Here is a 15,092-nt window from a genome sequence, read left to right on the forward strand (position 1 = left end):
CGATTTGATAAGCTTGCACGAAATTATCAGTCTATGATTTACATTGCTTGCATGTTTATTTGGTGTAAAGCCAAATGAGGACACGCCCTAGTATTTTTGATGATTTAAGTCTAGCTAATTTAGCTTTAGACGATGATAGAAATCTTAATGAAATATCATATATTAGAAGTGCTAATAATGATGAAAAATTAATTAAACCATTACATAACAAATTATCTAATGATTTAAAAAAATACCTTTTGGATAAGGGTTTTATTGATATTGAACAAGAAAAAAATGCTATTGACTTGACCGCAAAACGAGATGATAGTACCTATATGTTTGAATTAAAAGTAGTTAATACACCTTATGTGAGACATAGTATTAGGGAGGCTTTAGGTCAGCTATTAGAGTATAATTATTATCCTAATAGAAAAAAATTTAATTATTTAAATATCGTGCTAAATAGAAAACCAAGCGATTTAGAAATTGAGTGGTGTAAAAAATTAAATAAGATGGGTGTTCGATTCGAATTATTTTGGCAAAATTTCAATATTTTTGAATGTGCTGAATTGCGTAATGATGAATAGATAATTATGTTGTTATAATGAATGTCATTAGGCTAATTTTTTTTCTATAGGTATGTTGAAGAACAAGCTTTACAGTCATTTTAATAAATCGTTTAATTCTCATATTGAAAAATGGTTTAAAAGTTGTTATAGCAATGCCCAAACAATCCCGCTTCCTCTGTATTGGCGGCTTCCTTAACGGAACTCAAGTCAAAGAGCAAGGTGACAGTTTTGTCTGCGTCGAAAATGGTAAACAAGTAACTTACCATAAAAAAGAAATTTTCCATCAAGACGCATGGGATCACAATTATTATGTCTGTGAAACTATCACAGACCAACAAGCGAAAAACTGGGTATATGATATTGAGGCTGAGTGATTCTTCTTAAATGACAGATATTAAAAAGCCCCATGGTTAGGGGCTAGTCGTATAACTCACGTTATACTCATATAAGGCTCATCTCATACTGAGCGTATTAAAACATAAATAGATCTGCTTGTGTGAGATAACTGATCCTTCTTTTCAGATTATTCAATCATCAACAAATCCGTATTATTGGCCAGCTTTAAAGGACGCAGGGCAAAAATCGAACGTGTGTGACGAATTCCCTTCATGGAATATAGGTTTTTACGCAAAAAACGTTCGTAGTGTTCAGAGTTTTTCACTGCGACTTTGACCAGATAATCATAATCACCCGTGACCAGATGAGCTTCCACCACTTCAGGCATATTGGCCAAGGCTTCACTGAACTCATTTAAAATTTCATCATCATGACGTTCAAGCGTGATTTCAATAAAGAATAGCTCATTAATCCCTAAGGCTTTGGCATTAATATTGGCAGTATAACCCTCAATAATATTATTATTTTCCAGGCGTTTTAAGCGCGTCCAGCAGGGAGATGTGGACAGGCTTACTTTCTCCGCCAGTTCGGTCACACTTAGGCGACCATCCTTGCGAAGTTCTCGAAGAATTTTGCGATCAATGCGATCCAATACGTAGTCATTATCAGTCATGTTGAAAGAAAGCAAATTAAAACATAGAAATAAGTTATACCATTGATAACCAGGGAGTGAACATACATTGTGTATATCAATGTGCGCTTGCACTAAAAGTAGTCAAGCTTAAAAAAGATCATACCAAAAAATTGAAAAATACCACTTTGCATTGAGGCTTACTGACAGCAATAGTAAATGCAGCTTTTATCTTATTTAACAAATCAGATGTCATGGTTAATCTTGAAGTGATTCTCTCAAACAGTACTTGCCTAAAATAGCAGGATATAAAAAAGAGGGTCTACTTTAAAGTTTTGGCTTTGTAGTAGACCATTCGAACAGTTTAAAGTCGAGCCTCTATTAAAGGGCCGAGGCTTACTTGAATTGTTGAGCTAAAAATAGCCTAAGCTGCAATTTCTTTTTCAATAATAGGCCATAAGTTTTCATGTGAAGATTTGAACATTGACATATGCCCAATCGCCTTGTGTCCTAGAGTGGAAGGATTCAACTCAATGGCTTTTGTTGCAGCATTTGGATACAGGCGTAACAAGTCTTTGACATTGGCTTCGGTGGCAATTTCATCATCTGTAGACCAGATGGCCGTAATAGGACACTCAATTTGTACATGATAATCCTGCTGTCGGGTCACGGTTTTACCGATGGCATTGATTACATAACCTGGCTTGCTGCAAAATTGTGCCCATTCACGTGCTACATCTTTGGGCAGGTTTTCTCCCATCCCAATGGCACGGGTGGGTCCATAGCCAAGAGTGAAGCGTGATAAGGGAAAAATCACATCAAACATGAGAGGTGCCAGTAATTTGGTTCGGCCTTTTAAGCCTTTGATATGGCCGGTGGAGCCAGAAATGGCAATTACCTTAGCCACTTTTGCATGGTTTGGCACAAGGCCGAGTAGCTGTCCACCTGCACTATGACCCAGCAAGATGAGCCGTTCAGCCTTAGTTTTATCTAAAAGAGCATCAATTGCCGCAGGAATATCCTGCTGTCCCCACTGCACGATGCTGGCTGTCGACTGTTTTAAAGGTCCATATAAAGATTGACCAATTCCCCGAAAGTCAAAGACCAAGACGGCATAGCCTTGTGCCTGTAGCCAGCAGCTAAAACGATGATAAAACTGTTTGGTAATTCCCGTCGCTGGACAGATTAAAATGGGATAGGGTTGTTGTTTGGATGCAGATGCTTCATAAAAACATGCGCTTAATTGGTAGCCATCTTGGCAGTTTAGGGTCAATGTTTCAAATTTAGACATAAGCTACACTATATTTTTAAATCAGAATGATTGATTTAATGTACATCAGTTCTAAAAAGAAACTCGCTCAAATAATGACTAAAAAGTCAGTAGGATGACGACAGGGAATAAAACTATGGAAGTAGCAGCACTTGATCTGGCAGTCAAAATTGCCATCATTTTTAGTGGAATTTTCTTATGGGTGGGCATGCTGACCGGCGTGTGGAAATATTGGCAGATCCGGAACTCTGCACAATCTCGGGCGCATTATTATGTTGATATTGCACATCGCAGTAGTTTGCTCTATGCACCTGCATCCTTGATTTTGGCGGTACTCGCTTATGTATCGGCATTTTCCGCAGCGCTTAACTTGATCTGTGTCATCGTGAATATAGTCTTTTTCAGCTTTTCAATCGGAGCTTATATTCTGCACGGCTATTTGAGAGATACCACGAATCAGTTTAAGACACCGCATCAATTGGGCAGGTGGAATTTCCCTGATATTTTGATGACAGTCGCGATGCTAGGACTAATTATTGTAGAAGTGGGAGGGACAGGAATCTTGCTGTATGGTGCAGTTTTAGGGTTATTTTAGGTTCTATCTTTTATTATTTTGGATGCGTTATGATTTTTTCTGTCCAGATGGATGAGGGGGCAGCTCATCCATCTGGGGCAATCTAAAAATTGAGGAAGTGATTAGCGGTATTTCTGGTCAACGAGGGCCCAGAGGAAAAAGACCATCGAGACAATCATCGCATAACCGAAATATTCAAGTTTTAAATTGCCTTGAATTAAACAATGAACAAATAAAGTCAGCATGAGCGCGATGCTAGTGCTTAAAAAGGTCACCAAGTCGGTATTGGTTTTAAGAGCATCAATGAAGACTTGCTTGTTGAAATGTACTGATAACATCTCCATTTCTCCTATAGTTATTGGTCTTATTAAATGACTAAAATAGAGTAACTTAGTCAGAATTGAATATACAGTTGTACTGTTTAATTTCAGCTTTTGCAACTGTTCCAGAAAGCTTTCACAGTGAAAAAGCTTGACTTTAGTCAAGTATCTGCATAAACAATTGATTTAAAATGAATTATAGTTGCATGCCAAAGGCCAGAACGGTCAATTGCAAAAGTTTGCAACTTTTTAGATTCATCTTAGGTGAAAGAGAAAAATTTTACGCTGAAATGATGGAGAAATAATCAATTTTGTGTAAGTGTTTGTATGAGTAGAAGGTGCTTTTGGTTTAAGTCAAAAACCTTAAGTATTTAGAATGCATAAATATATTTTTATTTGAGCCAGATTATAAATCTTATTGTGCCAAGCTATCCAGTAAAAAAAATCGTTTTTTGCTATTTTTATATCAATTTTTGACTTATGTGCGCTAACAGGGCTTTGCAGGGTGTAAACAATAAATGTCCGTTTGGGTAAAACCTGACAATTATTGATCACGCTAAAAAACGGATTTTGGGTAAAAATTCGTTTTTTTATGACCTCAACATGCTAGAAGGATTAGTTTCTAATACGGTCAATCACAGCTGCAATCAGTAGAACAATCATGGAGGGGATAAACCAGGCCATATTTTGTTCAGAAAGTGGCAAGCTCTCTAAGCTAGCAGGTAAACTGAAACCGGCAACTTTTAAGCCATCAAAGATACCAAAGATCAAGGCAACCAAGGTCACTGGAGCAATGACATGCGATGGTTTCTTAAAGAAGCCTGTCAAGAAGCTCAGCATAATAACTGTAATGGCAGGTGGATAGATCGCACTTAATACCGGGACTGAAACGGCAATCAGTTTGGTTAAACCGAGGTTAGATATCAGCAGCGAAAAACCAATCAGGATCAGGACAAGAACTTTATATGGAATTTTGGTCAGGCTGGAGAAGTACTCTGCACAGGCACAGGTCAGGCCGATTGCAGTCACCATACAGGCAATAAAAATCATGCCGGACAGGAAGTACGCGCCCATGTCACCAAAGGCATATTGCACATATGCATGCAGAATAACCGCCCCATTGGCCGCATTTGGAGCAACTTCATGACTACCCAGACCCAGTTTAAACAGGCTCAGATAAACCAGAGTTAAACCGATCCCCGAAATAATCGCAGCATTCACTGCATATTTGGTAATCAGCTTCTTGTCCGTTACGCCACGTGATGTAATTGCTTTTACAATCACAATACCGAAAACCAGAGCACCCAAGGTGTCCATGGTCAGATAACCATTCACAATCCCTTCAGAAACCGGGCTGTCAATATAGCTGTTGATCGGTGCAGGTGGTGCCTGGGCCGGAATCATGACAGCGGCCACTCCTAAGATAATCAGGGAAATAATCTTAAGCGGAGAGAGGAAATAGCCGACAGTATCCAGAATCTTGTTCGGATACAGAGAAACGAGCATCACGACAGCAAAATAGATACTGCTATAAATTAGTAGGCTACTGGATTCATTGCCGAAATAGGAAGAAAACCCGATTTCATAAGAAACGGTGGCGGTACGCGGAGTTGCAAATAAAGGACCGACGGCCAGATAACAGATCACAGTCAGCAAAATACTGGCGGCTTTGCCCAAAGGCGAGCTTAAAATCTGGATAGAACCTTCAACACGAGATAATGCAACAATGGTGATAACTGGTAAGCCGACAGCAGTAATCAGAAAACCGAAAGCAGCTAACCATACGTGTTCACCGGCCTGTTGCGCCACAATCGGTGGAAAGATAATGTTACCTGCACCAATAAATAGTGCAAAGGTCATAAAACCCAAGGCAACAATATCCCGAGTACGGAGACTTGTCATAAAGGGAGAGTAGTAAAATGAAAAATAGATTTTAGAATATCTGTACGGGTTTTTGGAGTTTATTTTAGCTGGAAAGGCGCTGATCGTATTGCTCTTGCTAAGTGAGTCAACAGATATTCTAAATTTGGTGGAGATATGTTATTGATATTTTTAAAGAAAAGTAAAATCTATATTTTTCTGACAAATTATTCAGAATTTACAATAAATTGAAAACTTTATTGTTTGTATAAATAGTCAGCATTAAAAAATTGTTTTGCCTAGCGTTAAATGCCTGTCTAGCCCAAGAACCTCGGCATTCTCAGCTAAAAAGGACTATAATTGGGTGATTCAGATTGAGGATAAATTGATGCGAGCGCCAGCCATTAGTCTTAAAACCGAGCAGGATATTGAAAAACTGCGCATATCCGGGCGCTTGGCCGCGCAGGTTCTGGCGATGATTGGAGCGCACGTGAAAGCAGGGGTGAGCACTGAATATCTGGATGATCTGTGCCATGATTTTATTGTCAATACTTTGAAAGTGACACCTGCCAATATTGGCTATTATGGCTATACCAAAACCACCTGTATTTCTCCAAATGAAGTGGTGTGTCATGGTATTCCTTCTGCCAAAACCATCTTGCAAGATGGCGATATTATTAATATTGATGTCGCTATTATTAAAGATGGTTATTTTGGTGATACCAGCCGTATGTATTATGTCGGTACGCCATCAGCTGAAGCGAAGCGTCTGGTTAATACGACTTATGAGGCGATGGTGGCCGGTATTCATGCCGTGAAACCGGGGGCAACACTGGGCGATATTGGCTATGCCATTCAGACTGTGGCAACACGGGAGGGGTATAGCATCGTCAGAGAATATTGTGGTCATGGAATTGGCAAGGTGTATCATGAACAGCCGAATATTCTCCATTATGGACAACCGGGGCAGGGCATTAAGCTGGTGCCGGGTATGGTCTTTACGATTGAGCCGATGGTGAATATGGGCAAAGCACGAGTCAAAGAACTTAAAGATGGCTGGACGGTAGTCACCGCAGACAAATCCTGGTCTGCGCAATGGGAACATATGGTTGCTGTGACTGAAACAGGCTTTGAACTGTTATCGCCATGGCCTGAAGGCACTGGGGAATATCCGGAAATTTAAATTCTGCTATAGCCAATGAAAATACAGTAACCCATTACACCGGCTCACATAACTTACATTAGCCGGTATTCTGTGGACGAAAGCCTACAAAAGACTACAGCAAGAAGTGGTTTCGAGCTTTGACAGAGCTTATATTCATCTTGTTTAGCCTAGATGTTTCCTCTTTTCACTCAAGTGCTGTCCTGTAGTTTCCAGCTCATTTTCTAATGAAAATGAGCTTTTTTTATGTGAGCGAAAATTCTTTCAAAGTCTCTTTATCTCAACTTTAATCCTGTTGTAGCTGCTCTACCAGATAGTCAATAAATACCCGTACTGCAGGCAACAGGCCGCGACGTGATGGATAAACCACATGGGAAATCCCGTGGGCTGCTTTCCATTCAGGTAAGATCTGTATCAGCTCACCACGTTGTAGGTAGTGTTCGACGACGTGATCCGGCAATAAGGCCACGCCACATCCCGAGGCGGCCAGTTGGGTCAACATGTTCAGATCTGAACCACATACGGTTGGGCTAACCTGGATTTTCTTTTGCTGCTGGCCATTTTGCAAGACCAGAAATTGCTCACTGTGTTCTTCAACCATACTGAGAATTTTGTGGTCGGCCAGTTGCTCAGGGCTTTTAAGATCACCGAATTGATTTAGATAGCCTTGACTTGCAAACAGATGCTGCTCCAGTTTAGCAAGCTGGCGAATCACCAGATTTGGATCATCATTCAGACTGGATCGAACCCTTAAGGCCAGATCAAATCCTTCATTGATAATATCGACACGACGATTGGTCACCAGCATCTGAATCTTGATTTCTGGATATTTTTTAAGAAAGTCTGGAAGGATTTTAGCCATTTCATTTTGAGCCATTGAAACTGGCAGACTGACTTTAATTACGCCACGTGGTTCGGTACTTAAATGATCCACTAGGTCGTGCGCAGCCTGAGCGGCATTTAGCATGACCTGGGCATGCCGGTAGATATTCATGCCGATGTCGGTCACGGCAAAATGGCGTGAACTACGTTGAATCAGACGGACGCCCAAACGTTCTTCCAGATTATAAACGCGTCGACTTAGTTTGGACTTGGGAATATTCGTAGCACGTTCAGCAGCACTGAAGCCGCCATATTCGACCACTTGGGCAAAGCAATAAAAGTCATCCAGATCCGTCAGCATTTTCTTTGATTCCATATATGCAACAATATGCTGATTAAAGTCTGATTGTTGCATAGTGTCAATTGCAGCTGATTAAAAAATTTGGACAAAGGCAATTATTCAACATGACGCGATTCATCGTTGCTCATAGGAAAAGCCCATTCGGCATGAATAGGTTTTTTGAAAATATTAATCCTCTTGTTCTTAAAGGGCTTTTATAGAGGGTATTGGGTTCATTTTAGAAACTATTAAATTAGATTAATCAAAATAAACTGCTAGCCCATTCCAACTGGGTCACTCTAAGGAGGTCTGATCTAACTGTATTCCAGATGACTAATTACTCTTTAAATGAAGACAGAAGGCCCATCTTTTCTTAATTACTGGCATTTCTTTTAATCATCCAAGTGGAATCCATATGAACGAGTTATTTCTAACTTTTTAGGAATTGGAGAACCATAGCTTGTACAAAAGCAAGAAGTAAAACCTGAGTCTTGTCTAAATATTCCAATAGAATCTATACCAGAAATCCAATCAAATAATCTTTCATTCAGCAAAGTAGATGAATCTGCTCCAGTACCCCTCTTTACGACATCAGCTGCAATGACAGAGATACCTCATATAACTGTTTTTATTGATGAAGAATTTAACCGTTCCGTATAAGCAACTACCACTAATTTTTCATTTATCACTCTTAGATAAGCCACATGTATCATAAAAACGGGATGATACATTTATCCTTATTGATGCTTATAAATGTAGTTGGGTGTAGCAGAATATAACTAAAATTTTTTAAATAATTAATTGTTTAACATATTGTTTGCTATATAAAAAGAGCTTGTTATCGAACCTGCATCTAAAAAATATTTATCCAAAAATGCCATAAGTTGGGTCGGAATATAAGCTAATAACGGCGGGTTAAAAACTAAGAGACTGTTTTGATGATTATATCAATAACCAACTATGTACCGTTTGATGTTCAGGACTGCAACTGCTTCACTAAAATCGACAGGCCTTCGGTTGCCGTCTTGGCAATTTTCTGAAACTGGGCAGGAAGATGCTGTTGCTCTGCTTTGGGATCAATATAGTAGGCAGTGCAACTGGCAGAAATGTCATGAATTAACCCGGCCACTGGGTAGACCTGTAAGCTGGTACCAATCACGATAAAAATATCTGCATCTGCGACACACAGCTGGGCATCTGTATAAGCCGGCACCGCTTCGCCAAACCAGACCACATGGGGGCGTAATGGATAACCTTGCCTGCAAAAATGCTTGTTCAGATCCAGCTCGGCGCCTTCCACGGAATAGAATTCCCGGGTATTTTCTGCGTCCGGACCAGAGCTTTTGGCCAGCCGGATGTTGCCATGTAAATGGATGACTTTGGAGCTGCCCGCACGTTCATGTCAGTCATCAATATTCTGGGTGATGACGTAGACATCATAATTTTTTTCTAAGCGCGCAATGTGCTGGTGGGCAATATTGGGCTGTGCCTCCAGAATATTTTTACGCCGTGCATTATAAAAACGTTGTACCAACTCTGGATTTTTAGCCCAGGCCTCAGGGGTGGCGACCTCTTCAATGCGATATTGTTCCCAAAGCCCATCACTGTCACGAAAAGTATTAATTCCGCTTTCGGCGCTTATGCCTGCACCGGAGAAGACCACTAGTTTTTTCATCGCCATTCTCTTGGGTTAAATTGCTGTTCCGAACGAGTTTACTGTCGAGGGTGCTGGGTAATGTTCTTTCAGAAATCTGGACAGTTCTTTGGCAAATTTGACCGGTTCAGTCAATAAAGGAGCATGACCAGATTTGTTAAATAGTACCTGTTTGGCCTGTGGCAGGCTTTCTGCAATCAAACGTTGACCTTCAAAGGGATAGAGTCTGGACTGAACGCCGCTAAAGAAGGTTACTGGACAAGAGAGTTGGCTAAGAGCTGCGCGGTAGTCTTCCCGGTGATATAGATAGTTGTTGATATACCACAGCATATAGTCTATGCGCTGAGTGGGAAGCAGTAGACCCTGCAAACGCGGCTGATTCAGAATAAATTCACAGGATTTTAAGCTGAGCTTATGTTCATTTTGCAGCTGTATAAAGCGTAGCCATAGAGCAGCCAGCGCTGCACGTACTGAGCTTTCCAGCTTCCGGATGGAGCCAAGATGGACATGCTGAGCCAGAAGCAGGGAAATCTCCTGCAAAATCCCGATAAATTCTTGATGGCGCGAACCAAAAAGTCCAAATGCCCAAGCATCGTCTACCGATATTTTAGGGGACTGATCAATATGTAAATAGGCGGAAATATGTTGGGCAAAGTGATCATAATGCAGGCCATGCATCGCCGTCGTGGCACCCATGGAATAAGCAATTACCATGAGTTTGTCCAGATTTAACTGGGCTAGAACCGAACGTACATCTTGCCAGTGACTGGAAATGGCATCCAGATCGGACGGGATTTTGCAGTTGCCGGATGCGCCAAAGCCACGCCATTCAGGAATAATAAAACGGAAATTTTTTCGATGCGGATAGAGAAAAGCAGCCCATTGCCAGCTCAGCATGCCCAGACCGGATAATACCAGCACCGGTTGTCCCTGACCGTATTCGCGGACAAACAGTTGTTCAGCATCGGGCATGGTATAAAAAGGCATGGCTATACTCCAGGGTGTATTTTATTGTAATTACCTTAAAATTGTTTGAGACGCGGAATGAGCTGTTCTAACCAGTGAATCCAGCCCGTTTCTTGATCAATACCCAGTTGCAGAATCATTTTGTGAATATACAAGGTACGGTCATTTTCATCGGCCTGGGCAAAATCCTTGGCAAAAATCTGCTGATAGGTCTTTAATTTTTCTTTATGCAGTTTCAGGTGGCGTTCCAGTTCAGGCAAGGTGCTATTGCCTCCAAGCTGCGCTTCGGCCCGTAAACGTACCATTAATTCTTCACGCAATTGTGCTGGCGGACTTTGCTCAAGCATCCAGCTGGTCAGCTCTTTACGGCCCAGACGCTCGACCTGATAGGTTTTTTTACGTGACTGGGCATTTTCTTCTTTCAGGGTGGAAATCCAGCCTTTGCCTAACATGGCATTTAATTCACGATAAATTTGCTGATGGGTGGCATTCCAGAAAAATCCCATGGAACGGTCAAAACGGCGTGCCAGTTCAATACCGGTACTGGGTTTTTCAATCAGGCTGGTCAGCAGAACGTGGGCTAAAGACATAGACGTCTCAAAAAATGACTCAGGATTATTATGCAACATGTTGCATAAAAATCAATTCTGACATATAAAATAGTGCAACAAGTTGCATTAAAGCTGATGGTTGAGGGAGAAAATGGTCAGCTTGTAAAACAATAGCCAGCATAAACGCACGCTCAGGAGTAGAAATGTCTAAATATCCCAACTTACTTGCCCCACTGGATTTGGGCTTTACCACTTTAAAAAACCGGGTATTGATGGGGTCAATGCACGTAGGTCTTGAAGAAGTACCAGGTGGCTATGAGCGGATGGCAGCCTTTTATGCGGAGCGTGCCAAAGGTGGTGTGGCTTTAATCGTTACAGGCGGGATTTCCCCCAATGATCATGGTGTGACCTTTCAAGGTGGCTCAAAGCTCGACACAATTGAAGAAGCAGAAAAGCATAAAGTGATTACCCGGGCCGTCCATGAGGCGGGAGGTAAGATTGCCATGCAGATTCTGCATACCGGGCGTTATTCCTACCAGGCTGAAAATGTAGCACCGTCACCTATTCAGGCCCCTATTAATCCGGTAAAACCGCATGCTTTAACTTCTGCAGAAGTGCAGCAAACCATTGATGATTTTACTAACTGCGCCGGACTGGCTCAGTATGCCGGTTATGATGGCGTAGAAATCATGGGTTCAGAAGGCTATCTGATCAATGAGTTTATTGCGGCACGTACCAATCACCGTGATGATGAGTGGGGGGGGAGCTATGAAAACCGCATTCGTTTCCCGATCGAGATTGTTCGCCGTACCCGTGAAAAAGTCGGTGAGAACTTTATTATTATTTATCGTCTTTCTATGCTGGACCTGGTCGAGGGTGGCTCAACGCTGGAAGAAGTGGTTCAGCTGGCAAAAGAAATTGAAAAAGCTGGTGCAACGATTATCAATACCGGAATTGGCTGGCATGAAGCACGTATCCCGACGATTGCCACCAAAGTGCCAAGAGCAGCCTTTACTTGGGTAACGCGCAAGCTGAAAGGTCTGGTTAATATTCCGCTGATCACCTCTAACCGGATCAATACGCCTGAAATGGCTGAATATGTACTGGCCTCGGGTGATGCCGACATGATTTCTATGGCACGTCCGATGCTGGCTGACTCTGAGTTTGTCCTCAAGGCTGAGCAGGGGCGCAGTGATGAAATTAATACCTGTATCGGCTGTAATCAGGCTTGTCTGGACCATATTTTCTCGATGAAGGTTGCCACCTGTCTGGTCAATCCGCGAGCTTGCTATGAAACTGAATTAATTTTTAAAGAAGTCAATGATGCAAAAAATATTGCCGTAATTGGCGCTGGCCCGGCCGGTCTGAGTTTCGCAGTCTATGCTGCCAATCGTGGGCATAACGTGACCATATTTGAGGCGGCGGCGCAGATTGGTGGACAGTTTAATATAGCCAAAACCATTCCGGGCAAAGAAGAATTCTATGAAACCTTACGTTATTTCAAACGTCAGATTGAACTTCAGCCGCGTATTAAATTAAAGCTGAATCATAGCGCCAGTTTTGAAGAGCTTGTCAGCTCAAGTTTTGATGACATTGTAGTGGCAACTGGAGTAACACCACGCCAGTTGTCAATTCCGGGTATTGACCATCCTAAAGTACTGTCTTATCTGGACGTGCTGAAAGAGCGTAAGCCGGTAGGTCAGCGGGTCGCGATTATCGGTGCCGGAGGAATTGGCTTCGATACCGCAGAATACTTGAGTCACGAAGGTGAAAGCGGCAGTGTTAACCCGCAAAAATTCTATGATGAATGGGGGATTGATACCGAATATAACCAGGTAGGCGGCCTGAAAGCGCCAGAACTGGAAAAATCAAATCGTGATATTTATTTATTACAGCGTAAAGCCGTTTCAGTTGGTGCAGGTCTGGGTAAAACTACCGGCTGGATTCACCGCACCGGCTTAAAACATCGTGATGTAAAAATGATCGCGGGCGCCAGTTATAACCAGATTGATGATCAGGGACTGCATATCACGGTCAATGACAAACCTATGCTGCTGGAAGTGGATCATGTGGTAATTTGTGCAGGTCAGGAATCATATACAGCTATGTTTGATGAACTGAAAGCTGCAGGCAAAAATGTGCATCTGATTGGAGGAGCCAAAGAGGCTGGTGAACTGGATGCCAAGCGTGCTATCCGTCAGGGTGCCGAACTGGCTGCGGCGATTTAATTGCCTTCCAGCCCTCTTTTAAAGGGCAAGAAATCCTCCCCCCTTTTACCAATAAGCAGTTGGGAGGGGGCCTTAGCTAATATTCAGGGATGGGGCTGGAAACAATTCTCTCCCTGAATCCTCTCTTGAAAGGAAAGAGGCACTGGATAGAAGGAAGTATGAGCTCTTTTTCCTTCAGGTAGAGGAAGCCTAATTTTTCAATAACAAAAAAGGAAGCCAAAATGGGCACTGGACATATAAAAAAATCTATTACGCGTTGGCATGAAATGTTAGAAAGCCGCGATATGTCAATCTTGAATGAACTGCTTGCAGAGGAGGTGGTATTTCGCTCACCTATGGCATTTACACCTTATTCCGGCAAGCAGGTGGTGTTTTTTATTTTGACCAACGTCATACAGGTCTTTGAAAACTTTCGCTATCATCGAGAGTTTCTCAGTGAGGATGGTAACAATGTTGTACTTGAGTTTTCAGCCAATGTCGGCGATAAAAAACTTAAAGGAATCGACATGATTCAGTTCAATGATGAAGGGAAGATTATTGATTTTGAAGTGATGATCCGACCAAAATCTGGACTTGAAGCTTTAGCCTTAGAGATGGGCCAGCGGATTCTGGCTTTTCAGGCTAATACTTAATTTCTGGCATTGACTCAAGTCGACATAAAGTTTGTAGCAACTGATAGTAAAACTAGAAGGGGAAGACAGATGAAAATATTGCTTAAAAAACTGGGCCAGCTTTCAAGTGAATATTTGGATCGTTTTAGCGGCGCAGATCTTCCTACCTTGTATTATAACCCCAATGGGGTGTTCTCGGGTGTTGTTGAACGCTTACCCTTATTGAAACAAAAATACCGTCCGACACCCTGGTTATCCAATGCACATGCGCATATTTTATATTTAGACCTGATTAAAAAACGAACTATCAAGCTGCAATATGATGTGCTTGAGCAATTGACCATGTCAGATGGTGGCATTACGGGCATTGCCTGGTATGGACTCAAATTGCCGCCAACAACGCCCACTATTGTTCTGCTCCACACCATTACAGGCTCTCCTGAGTCCATGCGGGAGCTGGTACGTGACTTGCATCAATATACCGGCTGGCGCGTGGCGCTGTGTTTACGTCGCGGGCATGCGGACTTGCCGATGCCAGTGCCTAAAATGAACCTGTTTGGTTCTACTCAGGATTTACGTGAACAGTTGCTTTATATTCAGGATAAATTTCCGAAATCTGAGCTGTATGGTGTTGGCTCTTCGGCAGGTACCGGCTTATTGGTGCGTTATCTGGGAGAAGAAGGAGAGCAAACGCCACTCAAAGCTGCGTTTGCTCTATGCCCAGGCTATAACACTGAAACCGGATTTGCGTATGTACATCCGTTTTATAGTAAAGTGATGGCGAAAAAACTGATTAAGCGCTTTATTCAACCTTATCAGAAAATCTGGCAGGTATATCCGACCTGGAAGCAACTGCTTGAGGTAAAAGACCTGTCTGAATTTGAAAAAATGTATTATCGTCTGGCTGGATTTGAGGATTATGAAAGTTATAGCAAAGCCACAAATCCAATTTATGTTTTTGAAAATATTAAAATTCCCTTAATGATTTTGAATGCTGAAGATGATCCGGTCTGTCATATCCAGAATCTGGAACCTTATAAAGAAGTCATTCAGGCAATGCCAAATATTGTGGTGGTCACCACACGTAAAGGCAGTCATTGCGGGTTTTATCAAGGCTTAATGCAGACCGACTCTTGGGCAACCCGTTTAATGGCGGATTATCTGCTGCAATTATCTAAAGCACCCGCCTGATGCTTAAACCATAAAAAAACCCAGT

At 42.0% G+C, this 15,092-nt stretch carries 14 protein-coding genes and 1 pseudogene; 7 read left to right on the top strand and 8 right to left on the bottom strand.

All coding sequences use genetic code 11. The features are described 5' to 3' along the window. The first annotated feature begins 74 nt into the window (after nucleotides 1-74). A complete protein-coding gene (locus tag NI467_RS09935) occupies nucleotides 75-569 on the top strand; it encodes a hypothetical protein (protein WP_253152693.1) in 495 nt (164 codons plus the stop codon). Between the two features lie 134 nt (nucleotides 570-703). Further along, nucleotides 704-925, top strand: a complete 222-nt coding sequence (locus NI467_RS09940) for a hypothetical protein (RefSeq protein ID WP_253152694.1) — start codon at nucleotides 704-706, stop codon at nucleotides 923-925. A gap of 149 nt (nucleotides 926-1,074) precedes the next feature. Here NI467_RS09940 and NI467_RS09945 read toward each other — a convergent pair whose 3' ends face one another. Both NI467_RS09945 and NI467_RS09950 read right to left on the bottom strand, forming a co-directional pair. After that, nucleotides 1,075-1,560: an Lrp/AsnC family transcriptional regulator gene (locus NI467_RS09945; RefSeq protein WP_151203235.1), complete on the bottom strand. Its 486-nt coding sequence runs from the start codon at nucleotides 1,558-1,560 to the stop codon at nucleotides 1,075-1,077. A gap of 382 nt (nucleotides 1,561-1,942) precedes the next feature. Beyond that, the gene (locus NI467_RS09950) at nucleotides 1,943-2,809 is read right to left on the bottom strand and encodes an alpha/beta fold hydrolase (RefSeq protein WP_253152696.1); all 867 of its coding nucleotides are present in this window, start codon (nucleotides 2,807-2,809) and stop codon (nucleotides 1,943-1,945) included. 115 nt (nucleotides 2,810-2,924) lie between these two features. Here NI467_RS09950 and NI467_RS09955 point away from each other — a divergent pair, with 115 nt between their 5' ends. Next, a complete protein-coding gene (locus NI467_RS09955) occupies nucleotides 2,925-3,383 on the top strand; it encodes a hypothetical protein (RefSeq protein ID WP_253152697.1) in 459 nt (152 codons plus the stop codon). 101 nt (nucleotides 3,384-3,484) lie between these two features. On the opposite strand, the gene NI467_RS09960 is transcribed toward NI467_RS09955, so the two are convergent. Together NI467_RS09960 and brnQ are read right to left on the bottom strand one after the other, a co-directional pair. Next, nucleotides 3,485-3,700 (bottom strand): hypothetical protein, encoded by a 216-nt coding sequence (locus NI467_RS09960; protein ID WP_151203232.1) that lies wholly within the window; start codon nucleotides 3,698-3,700, stop codon nucleotides 3,485-3,487. 597 nt (nucleotides 3,701-4,297) lie between these two features. Next, entirely contained in the window at nucleotides 4,298-5,584 is a 1,287-nt protein-coding gene (gene brnQ / locus NI467_RS09965; RefSeq protein ID WP_151207780.1) for a branched-chain amino acid transport system II carrier protein, read from the bottom strand. A 346-nt stretch (nucleotides 5,585-5,930) separates the two neighbouring features. Between brnQ and map the strand changes: the two genes are divergently transcribed. Next, complete coding sequence (map, locus tag NI467_RS09970) at nucleotides 5,931-6,725, top strand: type I methionyl aminopeptidase (protein WP_151203230.1); 795 nt, start codon at nucleotides 5,931-5,933, stop codon at nucleotides 6,723-6,725. 265 nt (nucleotides 6,726-6,990) lie between these two features. Here the strand turns inward: map and NI467_RS09975 are convergent, their stop codons facing one another. The 4 genes and pseudogenes from NI467_RS09975 to NI467_RS09990 form a co-directional block, all read right to left on the bottom strand. Further along, complete coding sequence (locus NI467_RS09975) at nucleotides 6,991-7,887, bottom strand: LysR substrate-binding domain-containing protein (RefSeq protein ID WP_253152769.1); 897 nt, start codon at nucleotides 7,885-7,887, stop codon at nucleotides 6,991-6,993. Nucleotides 7,888-8,842: 955 nt separating this feature from the next. Then, nucleotides 8,843-9,541 (bottom strand): annotated as a pseudogene (locus NI467_RS09980) (Sir2 family NAD-dependent protein deacetylase). A gap of 15 nt (nucleotides 9,542-9,556) precedes the next feature. Beyond that, a complete protein-coding gene (locus tag NI467_RS09985) occupies nucleotides 9,557-10,507 on the bottom strand; it encodes an alpha/beta fold hydrolase (RefSeq protein ID WP_253152699.1) in 951 nt (316 codons plus the stop codon). A 35-nt stretch (nucleotides 10,508-10,542) separates the two neighbouring features. Beyond that, on the bottom strand, nucleotides 10,543-11,076 hold the full coding sequence (locus tag NI467_RS09990) for a PadR family transcriptional regulator (protein ID WP_253152701.1): 534 nt from the start codon (nucleotides 11,074-11,076) through the stop codon (nucleotides 10,543-10,545). Between the two features lie 164 nt (nucleotides 11,077-11,240). Between NI467_RS09990 and NI467_RS09995 the strand changes: the two genes are divergently transcribed. From NI467_RS09995 to NI467_RS10005, 3 genes are all read left to right on the top strand, one after another. Next, nucleotides 11,241-13,265 carry an NADPH-dependent 2,4-dienoyl-CoA reductase gene (locus tag NI467_RS09995; RefSeq protein ID WP_151207789.1) on the top strand — a complete coding sequence of 675 codons (2,025 nt, stop codon included), beginning with the start codon at nucleotides 11,241-11,243 and terminating at the stop codon, nucleotides 13,263-13,265. A gap of 221 nt (nucleotides 13,266-13,486) precedes the next feature. Further along, entirely contained in the window at nucleotides 13,487-13,897 is a 411-nt protein-coding gene (locus tag NI467_RS10000) for a nuclear transport factor 2 family protein (protein WP_253152703.1), read from the top strand. Between the two features lie 69 nt (nucleotides 13,898-13,966). Then, on the top strand, nucleotides 13,967-15,067 hold the full coding sequence (locus NI467_RS10005; RefSeq protein WP_253152706.1) for a YheT family hydrolase: 1,101 nt from the start codon (nucleotides 13,967-13,969) through the stop codon (nucleotides 15,065-15,067). Nucleotides 15,068-15,092: the final 25 nt, after the last annotated feature.

The organism is Acinetobacter sp. S4397-1 (assembly GCF_024129285.1).
GTDB lineage: Bacteria > Pseudomonadota > Gammaproteobacteria > Pseudomonadales > Moraxellaceae > Acinetobacter > Acinetobacter lwoffii_C.